The 16,652-nt window shown below is 71.5% G+C and carries 18 protein-coding genes; 7 read left to right on the top strand and 11 right to left on the bottom strand.

Features of this window, described 5'->3' with window-relative positions; translation table 11 throughout:
• Positions 1-114: 114 nt before the first annotated feature.
• A complete protein-coding gene (locus BM419_RS26260) occupies positions 115-1,320 on the bottom strand; it encodes an MFS transporter (protein ID WP_056531081.1) in 1,206 nt (401 codons plus the stop codon).
• 102 nt (positions 1,321-1,422) lie between these two features.
• Between BM419_RS26260 and BM419_RS26255 the strand changes: the two genes are divergently transcribed.
• The gene (locus BM419_RS26255; protein WP_026605129.1) at positions 1,423-1,986 is read left to right on the top strand and encodes a TetR/AcrR family transcriptional regulator; all 564 of its coding nucleotides are present in this window, start codon (positions 1,423-1,425) and stop codon (positions 1,984-1,986) included.
• An 85-nt stretch (positions 1,987-2,071) separates the two neighbouring features.
• On the opposite strand, the gene BM419_RS33305 is transcribed toward BM419_RS26255, so the two are convergent.
• Positions 2,072-3,094, bottom strand: a complete 1,023-nt coding sequence (locus BM419_RS33305) for an alpha/beta hydrolase family protein (protein WP_280141973.1) — start codon at positions 3,092-3,094, stop codon at positions 2,072-2,074.
• A gap of 356 nt (positions 3,095-3,450) precedes the next feature.
• On the opposite strand from BM419_RS33305, the gene BM419_RS26245 reads away from it, so the two are divergent.
• Positions 3,451-4,062, top strand: coding sequence for a TetR/AcrR family transcriptional regulator (locus BM419_RS26245; protein ID WP_056531075.1), 612 nt, complete (start codon positions 3,451-3,453; stop codon positions 4,060-4,062).
• Between the two features lie 53 nt (positions 4,063-4,115).
• Here the strand turns inward: BM419_RS26245 and BM419_RS26240 are convergent, their stop codons facing one another.
• Positions 4,116-4,562, bottom strand: coding sequence for a type II toxin-antitoxin system VapC family toxin (locus BM419_RS26240; RefSeq protein WP_020094418.1), 447 nt, complete (start codon positions 4,560-4,562; stop codon positions 4,116-4,118).
• Between the two features lie 4 nt (positions 4,563-4,566).
• The gene (locus tag BM419_RS26235) at positions 4,567-4,806 is read right to left on the bottom strand and encodes a type II toxin-antitoxin system Phd/YefM family antitoxin (RefSeq protein WP_026605131.1); all 240 of its coding nucleotides are present in this window, start codon (positions 4,804-4,806) and stop codon (positions 4,567-4,569) included.
• Between the two features lie 325 nt (positions 4,807-5,131).
• Between BM419_RS26235 and BM419_RS26230 the strand changes: the two genes are divergently transcribed.
• Together BM419_RS26230 and BM419_RS26225 are read left to right on the top strand one after the other, a co-directional pair.
• A complete protein-coding gene (locus BM419_RS26230; RefSeq protein WP_348273203.1) occupies positions 5,132-5,629 on the top strand; it encodes a PAS domain-containing protein in 498 nt (165 codons plus the stop codon).
• 121 nt (positions 5,630-5,750) lie between these two features.
• Positions 5,751-7,043: a TAXI family TRAP transporter solute-binding subunit gene (locus tag BM419_RS26225; RefSeq protein ID WP_244492139.1), complete on the top strand. Its 1,293-nt coding sequence runs from the start codon at positions 5,751-5,753 to the stop codon at positions 7,041-7,043.
• A 58-nt stretch (positions 7,044-7,101) separates the two neighbouring features.
• On the opposite strand, the gene BM419_RS26220 is transcribed toward BM419_RS26225, so the two are convergent.
• Positions 7,102-7,368: a GNAT family N-acetyltransferase gene (locus BM419_RS26220; protein WP_020094422.1), complete on the bottom strand. Its 267-nt coding sequence runs from the start codon at positions 7,366-7,368 to the stop codon at positions 7,102-7,104.
• Positions 7,369-8,065: 697 nt separating this feature from the next.
• Between BM419_RS26220 and BM419_RS26215 the strand changes: the two genes are divergently transcribed.
• Both BM419_RS26215 and BM419_RS26210 read left to right on the top strand, forming a co-directional pair.
• Complete coding sequence (locus tag BM419_RS26215; RefSeq protein WP_020094423.1) at positions 8,066-8,329, top strand: hypothetical protein; 264 nt, start codon at positions 8,066-8,068, stop codon at positions 8,327-8,329.
• Between the two features lie 336 nt (positions 8,330-8,665).
• On the top strand, positions 8,666-8,914 hold the full coding sequence (locus tag BM419_RS26210; protein WP_026605132.1) for a DUF6894 family protein: 249 nt from the start codon (positions 8,666-8,668) through the stop codon (positions 8,912-8,914).
• Positions 8,915-9,002: 88 nt separating this feature from the next.
• On the opposite strand, the gene BM419_RS26205 is transcribed toward BM419_RS26210, so the two are convergent.
• The 6 genes from BM419_RS26205 to BM419_RS26180 form a co-directional block, all read right to left on the bottom strand.
• The gene (locus tag BM419_RS26205; protein WP_091928143.1) at positions 9,003-10,067 is read right to left on the bottom strand and encodes a HoxN/HupN/NixA family nickel/cobalt transporter; all 1,065 of its coding nucleotides are present in this window, start codon (positions 10,065-10,067) and stop codon (positions 9,003-9,005) included.
• Positions 10,068-10,253: 186 nt separating this feature from the next.
• On the bottom strand, positions 10,254-12,371 hold the full coding sequence (locus BM419_RS26200; protein ID WP_170855270.1) for a TonB-dependent siderophore receptor: 2,118 nt from the start codon (positions 12,369-12,371) through the stop codon (positions 10,254-10,256).
• 548 nt (positions 12,372-12,919) lie between these two features.
• Positions 12,920-13,462: a c-type cytochrome gene (locus tag BM419_RS26195; protein WP_056532325.1), complete on the bottom strand. Its 543-nt coding sequence runs from the start codon at positions 13,460-13,462 to the stop codon at positions 12,920-12,922.
• Positions 13,449-14,693 (bottom strand): sulfite dehydrogenase, encoded by a 1,245-nt coding sequence (gene soxC / locus BM419_RS26190; protein WP_020094428.1) that lies wholly within the window; start codon positions 14,691-14,693, stop codon positions 13,449-13,451. The genes BM419_RS26195 and soxC overlap by 14 nt, the downstream gene beginning before the upstream one ends.
• 170 nt (positions 14,694-14,863) lie before the next feature.
• Entirely contained in the window at positions 14,864-15,097 is a 234-nt protein-coding gene (locus tag BM419_RS26185; RefSeq protein ID WP_020094429.1) for a tautomerase family protein, read from the bottom strand.
• 85 nt (positions 15,098-15,182) lie between these two features.
• Complete coding sequence (locus BM419_RS26180; RefSeq protein ID WP_056532323.1) at positions 15,183-15,953, bottom strand: SDR family oxidoreductase; 771 nt, start codon at positions 15,951-15,953, stop codon at positions 15,183-15,185.
• A gap of 101 nt (positions 15,954-16,054) precedes the next feature.
• Between BM419_RS26180 and BM419_RS26175 the strand changes: the two genes are divergently transcribed.
• Complete coding sequence (locus BM419_RS26175; protein WP_020094431.1) at positions 16,055-16,504, top strand: winged helix-turn-helix transcriptional regulator; 450 nt, start codon at positions 16,055-16,057, stop codon at positions 16,502-16,504.
• The last annotated feature ends 148 nt before the right edge of the window (positions 16,505-16,652 follow it).

Genomic DNA, 16,652 nt, shown 5'->3' with positions numbered 1-16,652 from the left:
GCCGGCACGACGGCTGTTGGCGGCGCGATCGCGCGAGGGCTCTCAGCGCCCGGCGGCCGGCTTCGGTGCCCGTCCGGGACGCGGACCCGACCGGAGCGCCGCAGGCAGGGTGCGTCAGCCAGGCGAGACGCGTCGCGACGTCAGTGCCCGCCGCGCCAGGAACCCGGCTGCGCTCATGGCGAGGATCGCGGCCGCGTAGAGGTCGGCGGTCGTCACGTAGCCGATCCGGCGCACGAGATACCCGGCACAGATCACCGGGAGGCTGAACGCCAGGTAGCTCTCGACGTAGTAGCTCGCGAGGAGCTCCGCCCGCTCGCCCGGCTTCGCCAGCGGGACGATCGTGCCGAGGGCGCCGAGGAAGCTCGTCCCGAAGCCGGCCCCGCCGACCAGGGTCCCGCCGATCAGGACCGGCACGCTCCCGCCGTGCATGCCGGCGAGCACGATGACGAGACCGGCGGTCATGGCGAGCGTCCCGATCGTCAGGTTGGCCGCGGCGTCCCGGCCGCGCCGCTGGAGGACCGCGAAGGCGCCGGCGACCATCAGGGCCGCGACCATGACGCCGCTCGTCAACGGGGTCCGGCTGCCCGTCGCGGCGACGACCAGCGAGGGAACGATGGAGAGGTAGAAGCCACCGAGCATCCAGGTCGCGATGTTGGTCGGCGTGATCGCGGCCAGCGGCCGCCTGGCCTGTGGCGGAACCACGACGCGCGGCCTCAGGGCCCGCAGGGCGCCCGCGCGGCGCTCGCCGGTCTCGGGCGTGAGCCAGAGGAGAGCGGCCTGCGCGGCGAACACCGCGCCCAGGATCGCGTAGACGAGGTGGAGAGGGTGCGGGCCGTACTGCACGAGGGCGCTGGTTCCGAGCGCGCCCGCCGCCATCCCGATCAGCGGCATGATCGCGTTCACGAGTTGGGCCCGCGCCCGGTTGACGTCGACGAGCGCGGCGCCCAGCGAACTCGCCGCGATGCCGGTCGCCACGCCCTGGACGAAGCGCGCCGCGATGAGTCCCCACGCCCCGCTGGCCGTCGTGAACAGGGCCATCGCCACCAGCTCGAGGAGCAGCGCGCCGAAGATCACCGGCCGTCGGCCCAGATGGTCCGAGATCGACCCGGCGACGAGGAGCGCCTTGAGGAGCGCCAGCGCGTAGACGGCGAACACCGCGGTCGTGAGCACGGGGGAGAGCGCGTAGGTCTCCTGGTAGAACCGGTACAGCGGCGTCGGAGCGGCGGACGCGGCGAGGAAGGTGCCGAGCACCGCCGCGTGGAAGAACAGCGTGCCGCTGCCCGCGACAGCCACAACTTTCAGCTTGCGGTCCCTGGTCATTGGCGAACCTAAAGGCTAATCCGTTGCGTTTGATGCGTAGGCCCTCCGCGCCACAAACGCAATATCTTTGCGTTTGTGGCGCCCCAGATGGCAGAGTGCAGGATGACGACGAGGCAAGGGCCGCGTCCGGGCGGCCGCAGCGCGCGGGTGCAGACCTCGGTTCAGGCGGCCGTGCGCGCGCTCCTGACCACGACGGACCGTTCGGAAATCACGGTGCCCCTGGTGGCCGCCGCGGCCGGCGTGACGCCGTCGACGATCTACCGCCGGTGGGGCACGCTCGCCGAGCTCTTGGCCGATGTCGCGGTCGAGCGGCTCCGTCCCGACGGCGAGCCGGCCGATACCGGGAGCGGCCGGACCGATCTCGAGGCGTGGGCGGAGCAGTACGCGGACGAGATGTCGTCCGCACCGGGGCGGGAGATGATCCGGGACGTCCTGGCGGCGGCGGACGCGAACTGTGCCCAGCGATGCTGCAGCTTCACCCGCGATCAGATCGCGATCATCGCGGATCGGGCCGTGGCCCGCGGCGAGGCCTTCCCGGACCCCGAGGCGGTGCTGGACGGGGTCGTCTCTCCGATCCTCTACCGGATCCTGTTCGGGACCGCGCTGGACCGGGAGCGGATCCTCGAGCTGGTCGACCGCACCCTGACGGCGCGCGAAGCGACCTGACCCGAGGCGCCGACCCCGTACACCGACCTCGCGGAGGAGGCCGGGCTCCTGACCTCAGCCGCCAGGGGGCGCGACGAGCGGCCTGTCAGAGCGGCTCCCCGGGCTGGGCGCGCGTCCGGTCCTTTCCGCGGGTCGCTATCGCGGGTTGCGCCAGCGACGCGCCCGCGTAGCCCGCGGGCGCGACGGCGAGGATCGGTCGCCAGGTCGAGGACCACGCGCGCAGCGGCTCCGGATCGCCGCGGAAGGCGAGGTCGAGAAAGGCCAGCGTCCCGGCGGCGGTCGCCGCCTTGACCTGCGGGTTCAGGTTCAGACCGCCCGTGAGAGGACGGTCGGTGAAGATGCTGTGCGAGCCGCCCTGGAAGACCGCCAAGGACTTCCGGGGCGTCGCGATCGCCTCGTACACGGCGAGGCGGTCGCTGAACGGCGAGGTGCGACCGGGCAGCTGGATGACATCCTCGGTCGCCGTCACGTGCAGGGTCGGGATCTCGACGGCGCCCAGGACGGCCCGCAGGTCGCGCTCGCCGTAGAAGGGCGGCGCCGAGATCACGATCCCGGCCGCGATCCGCGGATCCCGCGCCTGAAGGGCGTGCCCGTCACGGACGACGCGCGCACCCGCGGCGATCAGAGTCGTGTTGGCGCCGTAGGAATGGCCGGCCGCCACGATCCGGCGCGGGTCGATCCGGTCTCCGAAGGCGCCCCCGTCCTGAACGAGGAGGCGGTCCAGGGCGAAGCGCAGGTCGCGCGCCCGGGCGATCGCCTCCCGTTCCTGCGCCGCCCGCTCGATCCGGTCGAGCAGGGCCAGGGGATTGCCGGTCCAGACGGAGCTGTCGCTGCCGACGTGCTGCAGGTGCAGGCTCGCGATCCCGTGGGACGACCAGTGCCGTCCGAGATAGCTGTAGCCGGTTCGGGACTGTCCGAGACCGTGCGAGAACACGACCAGCGGGACGCGGCGCCGGAGCGACGACGTGTTCGGCCAGTACAGGCGTACCGGCACAGGTCGCTGGCGCGCGCCGTCGACCCAGTCGAAGTCGACGATCCGGACGTCCTCGACGACGGGCTCCGCCGCGGCCGGCCGCGTCACACCCGCGGCCAGGGTTCCCAGCAGCATGGCGCCAACCTGCCGACGGTTGGGCAACGGCCGTGCCGCTGTCGGACCGGAAGACTCGGGCATGAGGAGGGCTTTCGCGAGAGGAGGGGAGCCAGGAGGGTTCGCAGAGCCGCGCATCGCCGGCCGCAGCCCGATCACGACGCGCCCTCGCCCGCCGGCGCGCGCCAACCGAATTCCGTTCGCCGACGGAGGCCCCGACGGCGAACGAGGCTGCCGATATCGGCAGGAAGGGGCGGGCGCCCGACCGGACTCCGCACCGCGTCCCGAGACCGCGCATCAAAATCGCACTCGGTGTAAAAATATAATTGCACCGCGTGCAACTTTGCAAGTGCGGAATCGCATGTCACAACGCCGGCATGGGGAGCCCGCCACCGAAGCCCGGCAGCCTGCGCGCGCGAAAACGGCAGGAGACACTGGAACGGATCGCCGAGACCGGCCTGCGGCTGTTCAGCCGGCACGGCTACGAGGCGACGACCCTGGACGCGATCGCCGAGGCGGCCGGCATCTCGCGTCGAACCTTCTTCTACTACTTCAAGTCAAAGGAAGAGATCCTGCTGGACTGGCAGATGCGCGGCTTCGGCGCGGCGCTGCGCAAGGCCGTCCTGGCCCAGCCGGAGGGCAAGGTCCCGGTCGAGGCCGTCCGGGACGCCCTGCTGGCGCTGTCGACGGGTTTCCGGACCCAGGAGTTCATCAGTATCGATCGCGTCATGCGGTCCAGCGAGACCCTGAAGGCCCGCAAGCAGGCGGCCTACGGCCTGCACGAGCAGGCCCTGCATGCCGCGCTGATCGAGCGCTGGCCGGATCCCGTCCGCAGCGCCCCGCTGCGCCTCGTCGCCATGGCGTCGCTCGGTGCGATGCGCTTGGCGATCGAGGCCTGGATCCAGGCGGGCGGCGACCGTCCCGTGGACGCCTTCCTGCGGGCGGCCTTCGCCGGTCTCACGGCCGAGTTCTGCACACCGTCCCGATAGTCCCGCCGCGATCGGCACGCCGCCGCGGCCCCGCGGTGACGGGCGCGACGCCGTCACCGCCCATCGGCCGGCAGCGCGACGAAGGGATCGCAGGCGGGAACGCCGAGCGGCGCGAAGTGCCGCACGTTCCGGGTCAGGACCGTCCAGCCGTTGCAGCGCGCGGTGGCGGCGATCGCGAGATCCGCGAAGCCGGGCGCGTGCCCCTGCCCGCGCGCCAGATCGGACAACCCGCCGATGTGGCGCGCGACGGCGAGGTCGATCGGGAGGACCTTGGCGGCGTACAGGTGCAGCAAGGTCTCCAGCCACGCCGCGAGGCGCTCGGCCTTGCGCGCGGCACCGTCCCTGCGGCTCTTCGCGATGCCGTCCTCGATCTCGGCGATCGTGACGACCGAGAGGTGGAGCCCCGCGCTGTTCCGGTCCATCCAGTCGATCAGTGCGACGGCCGGAACGGCCTTGGTCGGCGCGCCGGCCGAGAGCACGTTGGTATCGACGAGGTACACCGCCTCACAGCTCGGCGCTTCTGAGCCCGCCGGACGGGGGGGCGAGGTCGTCCGCCGCGACGGGCGCGGCCATGAGCAGGCGGCCGAACGACGGGACGCGGGACAGCCGCTGCCAGTCCTCGAAGCTCAGCAGCACGGCCTCGGGGCGGCCGTGGCGGGTGATGATCGAGGGCGCGCCCTGCTTCGCTTGATCGATGACGGCCGATAGCGTCGCCTTGGCGTCCCGAAGCTGGATCTCCTGCATGGCGCTCTCCGTGACCACTGTAGTCATAATGGGTGTCCAAGTTCCGATCCGCAAGGACCGCCCGCGGCCCGTCGTCGGCACCCGGCCCCGGCGGCTCGCCGAAGCCGATCCGTGTCCGGCACGCAACAGTTGATTGCAGACCAGATTATGCCCCTTGCGGTTGCAGCGCTTTAGGACCAACGTATGTTAGTGACAACTGAATACGGGTGCTCGGGTGGCAGCTTCTAAGCCTCTAGACGGGCAAACAGCCTCGGAAACCTTCCAGACGGCGCTGGACGCGCTCGACGTCGTCGGCCGCTGGGAATGGGATGCGGGCGTCGATCGGGTGCGGGCCGACGCCTTCGTCGCCCTGGTGTACAACGTCGATCCAGCCGAGGCCGAGGAAGGCGTCCCGCTCGGTCGCTACATGAGCAGCATCCACGCGGACGATCGCGAGCGGATCGATGATCTGATTCGGCGCAGCGCCCGCGATGGGACACCGTACCTCGCCGAGCATCGGGTGACCTCGGCGGACGGTCGGACGCGCTGGGTCCTGGTGCGCGGGCGCTTCACCGGCGATCATGTCGGGCGGCCCCGGGGCGGCAGCGGCATTCTCCTCGACATCACCCGGATGCGGATGTTCGAGGACATGGCCGACGAGGCCGTGCCGCGTGTGGAGACGTCGCCTCTCGAGCTGGCAGCGGATCACGCCATCGCGGCGATGTACGCGATCAGCGAGTTGCGGGACGCGGAGCTCAAGGTGCAGGCCGAAGCGCTGCTGATGACGCTGGGCCGCAGGCTCGCCCTCCAGGAGGTCCAGGACCGGCACCGCCAGATGAACTGATCGCGACGCGCTGGAGCAAGATACAGCATGGGGCGGAGCGTCGACCGATCCTGTCCGGGAGCGGGAGACTGGGCCAGACACGCGCGCTATGCTGGCGGATCGGCAGGTCAGCGCGGCACGGATGATCCGGCGTTCCAGAACGACAGTCATCGTCCTCGGCGTCATCGCCGGGGCCGCCGTCGCTGCTCTGCTCATCCATCTCCTCCTCGGCCTGCTCTCCCTCGACATCGCGGTCGCCAAGACCAGCACCGAGGATCGGGAGGCCGCGCAGGCGCTCACGCAGCTCTTCGAGACCCAGCATCCGCGGGTGCGCATCCGGACGATCTTCGAGCCCGATCGCCTCGGCGCCTCGGCGGCCCTCGACAAGGGCGAGACCCAGCTCGCCCTGGTGCGCAGCGACGCCGCGCCGAAGGACGGGCAGACCCTGGTCATCCTGCGCCGCGACGCGGTGGTCTTCGTCGCGCCCGGGGGCAGCCCCGTCGACAGCGTGGCCAAGCTGCGGGGCAGCACCGTCGGTCTCCTCGACGGGCGGAAGCTCGACCCGCTCCTGCTCGACCTGATCCTGACGCATTTCGGCGTGCCCCCGAGCAGCGTGCATCGCCGGATCCTGACGATCGACCAGCTGACGGAGGCCGCCCGCAGCCGCCAGATCGGTTCGGTGTTCGTGGTGGCTCCGGTCGGGAGCGCGCTGTGGCTGCCCCTGTTCACGGCGCTGCGCAAAGGCTCCGGGACGGCGAAGCTCTTCGAGGTCGACGAGGCGGCGGCGATCGCCAAGGAGCACCCCGTGCTCGACACGATCGACGTGCCCAAGGGCGCCTTCCTCGGTTCCCTGCCGGCCCCGGGCGACGACATCACCACGCTGTCCGTGAGCCACCGGCTCGTGGCCCGCGGCGCCATGCCGGACTGGCTCGCCGGCGAGATCACCCGCGAGGTTCTCACCGGCAAGCCGCGGCTCGTCGCGCTCGACGACGATCTGGCCGGCATCGAGGCCCCCGACACCGACGACAAGGTCCAGGCGCTCCCGATCCACCCGGGCGCGACGGCGTACCTGACCGGGAACCAGCCCAGCCTGAGCGATCAGGCGCAGAACGCGGCCTACTGGGTCGGGCTCATGATCAGCGCGCTGGCCTCCCTCGGCGCGGCGGGCATCGGCCTGTATCGGCGCTTCCGGCCGCTGCAGCCGCCCACCCGGGTCATGCGCCTCTTGGAGATCTGGCTGTCCGTGTCGAGCGCCGATCCGGTCGAGCTCGATCATCTGGAGCGGGAGGCCGACGCGCTCGCGGCGGAGACGATCCGGATGGAGGCCCACAGGCGGACGGAGAGCGTCGAGATCCGCCTCGTCGCCCTGCTCGTCGCGCATGTCCGCGAGGCCGTCCAGCGCCGGCGGCGGCACGTGGCGCAACGGATGACCTAGCGCCAGGCGATCCCGGCACCGGCCCCCGGCGGCGGCCGATCCCGGCCCGGTCGCGGCCTCACGCGAGCAGGTCGCGATGCGTCCGATGCCCGCGCAGCCACGCCCGGGCGTAGCCGCACAGGGGCACGATCCGATCGCCCTCGGCGCGCGCGTGCGCCGCGACGCCTTCCATGAGCCGGCCGGCCGCCCCGGTGCCGCGCAGGACCGGCGGCGCGTAGACGTGGCTGATGACGAGCTGGCCGGGCTCCCGCCGATAGGTCGCGAAGACGACGTCACCGCCGACCTGCAGCTCGAAGCGGCCTCGCTCGACATTGTCGCGCAGCATCTCGGTCCTCCTCGTCCCCCGGCTTTGCGCGGCTCCGATCGGGAAGCACCGCGTCGAACCCGGCGCTCTGCAGGATCCCCGCGCCGCCACGGACGGCCTCTCGGAGGCCCGCGCTCCCGCGACGGTTATATGGGGCGCGTGTCCTCGTCGCGGACGCGGGTCAGAACCGACGCGTCGGCATCGCCGCCGACGACGCGGACATGGCGCGCGAGCGCCGCAGCACGACGAGGCCCGCCGGACGACGCGGCCGGCGCGGCCGGCACGGCGGTCCGCTCCTCGCGGCGCGGATGCGGCGCGGATTAAGCGCGGCCCGCGATCGTCTAACTCTGGACATCCCGAGACCACCTGGACCGCCCGGCTCACGCCGCGGCGGTCATTTCGTGCCGGCATCGTCGGCGGACCGGCCCCTCCGGCCCTCCGAGCCACTCTCAGCGCGGCCCGCCGCGCCGTGTCGGACCGATCTGCGGGCTACCCGCGGGGAGGCCGGTCCACGTCGGCGTCCCACAGCTCAGGCGCGATCCGGGCGGTTTGCCCGCCGATGCGCGCGCCCGGACCGCTATCGGATATTTCGGCACGTCAACCCGAATTATTCAATAAGAAAAACATAACATTATGATCTCAAGCTCGATACTTTGCGATATTCCGGAACTCAGACAGCTTTCTGTGCTTGCCCAATGGTAGTTTTCTGGAGAACATCATGACCGCAATCCGGATCTTCGTCCTCGTATCGTCGCTCCTTCTCGGCACGGCCGGCGCGGCAACGGCGCAGGGCGCCGCCGGAGGATCGACGTCCGGGCCAGCGCCGTCCGGGTCGGGCGGGCAGCGGATGCAGCACGGCGATCAGATGAAGGGCGGAGAGAGGGGCGGGGGCTCGGGCAACACCGGCGTTCCGGGCGCCTCGCCGGCCGACGACGGAAACAAGACGCAGGATTCCCGTACCACGAAGACGAGAGACCGCTGAGAGACCGCGGGTCCGCGACCGCCCGTCCGGAGGCACGGGCCCGGCCGGAACGGCCGGAGCGGTCCCGTCACGCCGCGCACGCCGTCGCGCGGCGCTCTCACTTCCGATCCGCAGCCCCGCGCGACGTGTCCGTTCGGGGACGCGATCCGGCGACGCGACGGCACGGCCGCCAGCGCCGGAAGGCCCGGAACGGATAGCCGGCCGGGCCCGGCCGACGCCCGCTCATCCGAGGGCGTCGGCCGCGGTCACCGGCGCGGATCGGGCGCCGCGCGCCGAGAACCGGCGTTTCCGATCCCGGTTAGCTTTCGTGAGGGGAAGCCAGTCATGGAGGCGTGGGTGCCGCGCTATTTCTTCGATATCCACGACGGTCAGTTGCAACGCGACGAGGACGGGACCGAGTGCGCCGATTTCGACGCTGCGCGCAGAGAAGCGATGATCTCCCTCCCGGACGTCGCGCGATGGGAGATCCCGAGCGACGGGGACAGGCAAACCTACACGGTGGTCGTCCGGGATGCGGCCGGCGCGCCGATCTACACGGCGACGCTGACGTTCACCGGCCTGAGGCTCAGCGAGGCGGCCGGGTAGGTTCAGCCCGCCGCGCGCATCCGGCGCGCTCCGACATCGGCCCAACTCACCGGCGCCGGACGTCCCGCGTGGACACGGCCGACGCCGGTCAGGGGATGTCGGCCGGCTTGACGTCGATCCGGTCGAACCGGCCGAGGCGGTAGATGAGGAACGACAGGAGCCAAGCCGCCGCGAAGAGGCCGACGATGGCGAAGCCGAGCACGCCGAAATGGTCGTTGATCGCGGCGATCCGCTCCCAGAGCCAGCCCTGGAGGTTGAGCTTGTCCGCCAGGAGGTTCAGCGCCTCCAGCGTGCCGACCACCAGCGCGACCACCACCGACACCAGGGTGATGGTGAGATTGTAGAACAGCTTGCGCATGGGCTGGACATAGGCCCAGCTGTAGGCGCCGAGCATCAGCACGCCGTCGGTCGCGTCGACCAGCGTCATGCCGGCGGTGAACAGCGCCGGGAAGACCAGGATCGTCCAGAGATCGATGCCCTGGCTCGCCTGGGCGGCCGAGAGCCCGAACAGGCTCACTTCCGTGGCGGTATCGAAGCCGAGCGCGAAGAGCAGGCCCAGCGGGTACATGTGCCAGGAGCGCGTCACGAGGCGGAACAGCGGCCGCAGGATCCGGGCGAGGACGCCCTGGTTGGCGAGCAGCATGTCGAGGTCGGCCTCGACGTAGCGGCCGGTGCGCCGCACCTGCCGGAACGCGCGCCAGACCCCCGCGAGGACGACGAGATTGACGAGGCCGATGAGGATCAGGAAGGCGGCCGAGACGCCTGTGCCGATCAGGCCGCCGAGTTGCCGGTAGCCTTCCGAGGCCGTGATCAGGCTGGTGGCGGCCAGCGCCACCGCGGCCGCGGCCACCACCACGACGGTGGAATGGCCGAGGGCGAACCAGAAGCCGACCGAGACCGGCCGCTGGCCCGCCTGCATCAGCTTGCGCGTGACGTTGTCGATGGCGGCGATGTGGTCGGGGTCGACCGCGTGGCGCAGCCCGAAGACGTAGGCCAGCAGCGCGGTCGAGAGCAGGGCCGGCTGCCCCGCGAACAGGCTGTAGGCCCAGGACCAGGCGGCGACGTTGGCCGCGATCAGGACGAGGTAGAGCAGAACGATGCGGCGCCGCACGACGCGGGGCGCCGTGCCATCGGACGGGACGATCGCTTCCATCAAAGCCTTACCCACCCGAATACCGTCCCCTCGGCCCCGTTGCCCGGGCCTGTCGCGTCGCTGCTGCCGTGCAGCACGGAATCCGACATAGCGCAGAAGCGGTCGGCCTGCGGAGTCCCGCAGGCGCGTCCTCTCGCCGGCGCGACGATCCCGGCGGCTGCCTGGACGGGGGCCGCGGGCCCGCCATCAGAACCGCACCGTCACCGAGCCCGTGATCCGCCGGGGCGAGCCCGGATAGACCCGGAACACGTTCAGCGAACTCTCGTAGTACGCGGTGTCGAAGATGTTCTCGACGTTGAGCGCGATCCGGGCATTGTCGAAGCGGTAGTAGGCGAGCGCGTCGACCGCGACGTAGGCCGGCAGGGTGAAGCCGGAGCCGGCCGCGTCGCCGGCGCGCGCGCCCACGCCCCGCACGCCGCCTCCGATACCGAAGCCGCGCCACGCCCCCTCCGGCTCGTAGACCGCGAGGAGGCTGCCGGAATGGCGCGGCACGTTGATGAGCGGGGCTCCGACCGGGAGCACGTTGTCCTTGGTCACCCGGGCGTCGGCGTAGACGTAGCCGGCCAGGAGCTTCAGCTCCGGCGTGATCTGCCCCTGGGCCGTCAGCTCGAACCCCTGGCTGCGGACGGCCCCGGCGGCGAGGGAGAAGCCGGTATTGGCGGGATCGGGCGTGAGCACGTTCTCCCGCTCCACCCGGAAGGCGGCGGCGGTGAGGAGCAGGCTGCCGCCGAACAGCTCGGACTTGGCGCCGACCTCGTAGCCGAGGCCGGTCTCGGGCGGCAGGGCCGTGCCGCGGGTCACGGCGGCGGCGTCGGGGCCGATGTTCGGCCGGAAGCTCGTGCCGACGTTGGTGTAGAGGGCGAGTTCCGGGATCGGCCGGTAGACGAGGCCCGCCCGGGGCGACGCGGCGACCCGCGACTGGTCGACCTGACTGCGGACGGCGCGCTCGCGGAAGCTCTGCTCGAAGATGTCGAGGCGCACACCGACGAGCGCCCGCCATTCGGGGCTCAGGACGATCTCGTCCTGCGCGTAGAGGCCGGTGTTGGTGATCCGCTCCAGGTTGTTGCGCGGGATGGTGATCGGCGGCAGCGCATGACCGTAGACCGGGGCGTAGATGTCCAGGGCGAACGGGCTCGTGCGGAAGTTCGAGCGGAAGTACTGCGTGCGGCTGTCGGTGCTCTCCCGGTCCATGCCGAGCAGTAGCGTGTGGCCGATGCCGGCGGTATCGAAGCGCCCGACAAGGTCGGCCTGCCCGACGGCCACGTCCCAGCGGTAGTCGCGCACGTTGCGGTCGCGCGAGACCGTGCGGTTGTCGGCAGCGATGGCGCGGATCTCCGCCGACTCGCCCGCGAGATCGCCCGTGTTGAAGTAGGTCGCGAGGCGAAGCTGCCAGTTCTCGTCGAAGCGGTGGTCGACGCGGACCTGCAACGTGTTGTTGTTCTGATAGGTGCTCTGCCCGGGCTCGCCGAGGAAGCGGGAGACGGGCAGGAACCCGAGTTGCCGGTTCAGCGCGATGACGCCCCGGTCGAAGACGATCCGGTTCTTCACGAACTCGGTCTCGACCGTGATCCGCGTGTCCGGGGTGACCTGCCAGCTCACCACCGGCGCGACGAGGAGCCGGTCACTGTCCACGAAGTCGCGGAAGCTGCCCGCACCCTGGGCGGCGAGGTTGAAGCGGTAGAGCACCGTGCCGTCCGCGCTCAGCGCACCGCCGGCATCGATCGTGCCCCGGGTCAGGCCGAACGAGTCGACCTGATTGCCGAACTCGACGAACCGCTCGGCGGTCGGCTGCTTGGTGATCAGGTTGACCAGCCCGCCGGGGTCGCTGCGCCCGAACAGGGCCGCTCCCGGCCCCTTGAGCACCTCGATGCGCTCGATGTTCTGGGCGTCCGGCGGCGGCGGCGTCCCGCGATTGAGGGGGAAGCCGTTCTTGTAGATCTCGGAGGTGGTCACGCCGCGGATGGCGTAGCTGAAGATCGACAGGCCGCCGAAATTGTTCTGGCGAGTGACGCCGGGCAGGTAGTCGAAGACCCGGTCGACGCGGGTGGCGGCGATGTCGGTGATCGTCTCGCGCGGCGCCACCGACACGGCCACGGGCACGTCGATCTGCGGTGTGGCCGTGCGCGTCGCGCTGACCGCCGCGCCGGCGCCGTAGCCCGGTGTCGGACCGACCAGGCCGATGCTGCCGCGCCCGGACGCCGTCGTCCGGGCGGCGCCCTCGCCGACATGCTCGACCGACAGTTCCTCCAGGGTCACGCTCTCCTGCGCGCGGACCTCCCCGACCGGCACGCCGGCGGACAGCATGGCCGCCAGGGCCAGGCGCGGGCTGCCGCGCCGCGCCCCGGCAGGGCGGGCGCATCCCCGGCGCGGCCTGGGACTCTCGCGGAACGACAATCGTCCAGAACTCGCCACCACACACTCGCTGCTGCCGGCGCGCGGCCACGCGGAGGCGGGCGGCGTCACGCCCGGACGGGCGGCACCGCGCGCTCCGCTGGGGCACCGCGCCCGAGGAACGTCGTCGCGCCGAAGGCCGCCTCCCGTGACGCGCGTCATCGCCGCCGCCGGACCGTCCCGGTGCGCGGCACCGGCGGCCGCGGGGAACGGGCGCGCCCAGTCGACAGGTGCGGGGCAGATCCGGACGCACCGCGCAGCGCGCACCGGATTACCACCCCGGCTCCGGACCGTGCCCGGATAACCTTGGCAGGAAAATACTTGCCGCGGCGACCGGCCGGGTCAACGCCCCGGCAACCGAATGTAATAATGTTGCGACGACAGTGGCGGAACGGCCACAGCATCGTGGCGCCCCGGCGGCGGGCGGGGCCGGGGCGGCCTGATCGGGTACGCCGCTCCCGTCAGGGTCTCACATCCGGCCTGGGATCCGGCACGAACCCGTCGCGGTTCGGCATGCGGACGGCGGCCAGGGTGGCGGCATCGAGCACGGCGCCCTCCGGGACGAGCCCGTTCAGGTACAGGACGTAGCCCGAGACCGCGTAGACGTCGTCGGCGCTGAGCGATTGCGGGGCGTTCATCGGCATCGCCCGCCGGATGTAGTCGAACAGGGTCGGCGCGTAGGGCCAGAAGCTGCCGACGGTCTTGAGCGGTTTCGCCGAGGCGAGCGTGCCCTGGCCGCCGGCCAGCCGCTCGCCGGTCCCGCCCTCGCCCCGGCTGCCGTGACACGAGGCGCATTGGGTCTCGAAGACCTCTCGGCCGTGGGCGACGCTGCCGTGTCCGGGCGGCAGCTTCCGGCCGTCCCGGTCGACGTCGATGTTCCAGGCGGCGATCTCGGCCTCCGTGGCCGGACGCCCGATCCCGAGGCGCTCCGTCGCCCGTGCCGGCCCGGCGCAGGCGAGCGCCAGGGCGATCCCCGCGGCGGCGCGGGCTTCACGCATAGCCATTGGCCACCTCGCCGTCCGCGGCGATGCGCCAGGGCACGACCGCGTTGTTGTGGTAGAAGGATTTGAGGCCGCGCACCGCCGTCAGCGCCTCGAAGCCCGGCTGCACGTAGCCGGTCTCGTCGATCGCCCGGCTCGCGATGGTCGTCGGCGTCCCGTCCCAGCGCCAGGGCAGGCGGAACCGCGTCAGCGCCCGGTTGAGCACCGGCTCCTGCAAGGCGGCGTCGCGCCAGCTCCCGCCCCCGTCCGTCGAGACCTGCACGCCGCGGATCCGCCCGCGCCCGCTCCAGGCGAGGCCGGTGATCTCGTGGAAACCGGGGGCGATCCGCTGCGTGCCCGAGGGCCGCGTGATGATCGACTTGGCCTCCATCACGAAGGTGAATTGCCGCGCCGTGCCGTCCGGCATCAGGTCGGTGTACTTCGACGTCTCCTCGCGGGAATAGGCCGGCTCCGCCGTGACGTTGAGCCGGCGCAACCACTTCACGCTCATGTTGCCCTCGTAGCCGGGCAGCAGCACCCGGAGCGGGTAGCCCTGCTGGGGGCGCAGCCGCTCGCCGTTCTGGCTGTAGACCAGCAGGGCGTCGTCGAGGCACTTTGCGATCGGGATACTGCGGGTCAGCGCGGCGGCGTCCGCGCCCTCGGCCACGACCCACCGCGCGTCTGGCTTGAGCCCGGCCTCCGCCAGGACCGTCGCGAGGCGCACGCCGGTCCATTCGGCGCAGCTGACGAGGCCGACGAGGTCCGACGCCGTCTTGCCCTTGATCGCCTCGAAGCCCGGGTTGCCCGAGCATTCGAGAAAGTAGATGTGCGACTCCGACGGGAAGCGGCGGATGTCGTCCATCGTCAGGATGAGCGGCGTCTCGACGAGTCCGTGGATCATCAGCCGGTGCTGGGCGGGATCGATGTCCGGAATGCCGCCGTGGTGGCGCTCGTAGAACAGGCCGTTGGGCGTCAGGATGCCGTCGAGATCCTGCAGCGGCGTGCGGCTCGACGCCGAGATGTACTGCTTCAGACCCTTCGGGACGTTGCGGATGACGCCCTCCTCGAAGCGCGAGGGCCGGCCGTAGGTCTGGCTGCCGACATCGGCGCCCGGGACCTTCATCCATTCGGGCACGGCCGGAGGCGCCGCCTCGTCCGATCGGGCCGGCCCGCCCGCGAGGACGGCCGCGGCCGCCGCCGCGCCTTGTGCGAGGAAGCGGCGCCGCGCCGGCGGCGATTCGTCGTCCTGGCTCATCGCATGGCACTCCGCCTCGCCCCGCCCGCCGGGGCAGGCCCAGAGTCTCACGCAACGGCGCTCCCTCCTAGTCCCGTCGGAACGGCGCCCGGCGCGCGGTCCGGGGACGGACGCGCGCGACGAGATCGTCGACGGCTCCGAGCAGGGCCGCCGGCACGATGTGGAGGCCGTCAGCGCGAACCCGTCTCGTGGTGCGCCCGCAGGCGTCGCAGGGCCTCGAGATCGAAGACCTCGTCCGCGCGCCCGTAGCCGCCATCCACGACCTCGTCGACCAAGACCATGGTGTGCGGGCGCGCGGCCTCCCCGAAGAAGGAGACCAGCAGATCCGTCGTGCGGTGGATCAGATCCGCCTTCTGCGGACCGGTCATCATGCCCTGCGGGATCTTGAAATTGGCGAACGGCATCGATCGTCTCCAGGCTGAACTGATGAAACACGGGTCGCGCCCGCGCGCGGCGACGCGGATCTCCTCGCGGATCTCCGCGCGCACCTCATTCCTGCGCCGCGCGGGCCGCGCGAGCGGCCTCGTTCAGGGTCGCGACGGCCGCGTCGAAGCGGTGCTCGGCCTCGGCGTTGCGCTGGAAGGCGACGCGCTGCACCAGGATCTCGGCCGGCGTCGGCTGCTGCTGGAACAGGGCCATCACCTCGTCGATGAAGTCGGCCAGCGGTAGGTAGCCCGCACGGGTGGCCTGGCCGGGCGTGAGATCCGTCTGGACCGCCGGCGGCACCAGCTCGATCACCTCGACCCGGCCCTTGAGGACCTCGCGCAGCGAGACCGTGTAGCTGTGGATCGCCGCCTTCGTCGCCGAGTAGGTCGGTGTGGTCGTCAGGGGCACGAAGGCCAGCCCGGACGACACGTTGATCAGCGCCGCGTCCGGCCGTGTGACCAGATGCGCGACGAGGGCATCCGTCAGACGGATCGGGCCGAGCAGGTTGGTGGTGATCGTCGCCTCCGCGTCGGAGAGGTCGCGCGCCTGATCCAGCGCCTCGAAGCGCATGATGCCGGCGTTGTTGATCACCACGTTCAGGGCCGGGTGCTCGGCCGTGACGCGCCGGGCGAACGCCGCGATGTCTCCGGCATCCGCGATGTCGAGGGGCATCGCGTGCAGGCCCGGGCGGCCGGCCGTGACCCGTTCCAGCGCCTCCACGCGGCGACCGGCGACGATGACGGTGTTGCCGAGGTCGTGGAAGCGATGGGCGAGCGCGGCTCCGATCCCGGACCCGCCGCCCGTGATGAGGATCGTGTTGCCGGAGGTTTTCATGATGGCGACCCCGTTGTTGTCGCCGCAGAGAGTATGGTTGACACTCTCCGCCCTGAAGTAGGCACCGAAAAGATTTGTACGCACCGAAAGGAGAGTGTCGAATGCGCAGGGCTGCCCCGGATCCCGCGATCGAGGCGAAGCGGCGCGGGCCACCCCCGCAGGACGTCGATCCGGCGATCGAGGCCCTGGTGAACGACATCATCGGCCAAGTGGCCGACAAGTGGACCATGCTGATCCTCGAGGCCCTGGAGGAGCACGGCACCCTCCGGTTCACGCAGCTCGGCCGGGCCGTGGGCCGGATCAGCCAGAAGATGCTGACGCAGACCGTCCGCCAGATGGAGCGGGACGGTCTCGTCCGGCGGACGGTGCATCCGGTGATCCCGCCGCGCGTGGACTACACGCTGACGCCGCTGGGCCGGAGCCTGGGCGCCGCGTTCTGCGGCGTGTGGATCTGGGCCGAGACGCACCACGCCGAGATCGAGCGGGCCCGGCGGGCGTTCGCAGCGGCGGCCGAAGCTCCGGATCTTCCCGCCGACGCCGAGGCACCGTGAGGACGGAGGGCTTCCCGATCGCGGTCTGGCCGCGGAGGACGGAGGGGCGTGCGGCCCTGGCGGGCTCGCCCGCGCGAGGCTGCCCCGCGCCTATTAACTGTCGAGCGGAAGAGCGATGTCGTCCTTTTCCAATGGTCTCGCCAAGCTT

Origin of the sequence: Methylobacterium sp. yr668 (assembly GCF_900116245.1) — a bacterium.
GTDB lineage: Bacteria > Pseudomonadota > Alphaproteobacteria > Rhizobiales > Beijerinckiaceae > Methylobacterium.
The sequence above is the reverse complement of the archived record's forward strand: the minus strand, read 5'-3'. Positions and strand labels throughout refer to the sequence as shown.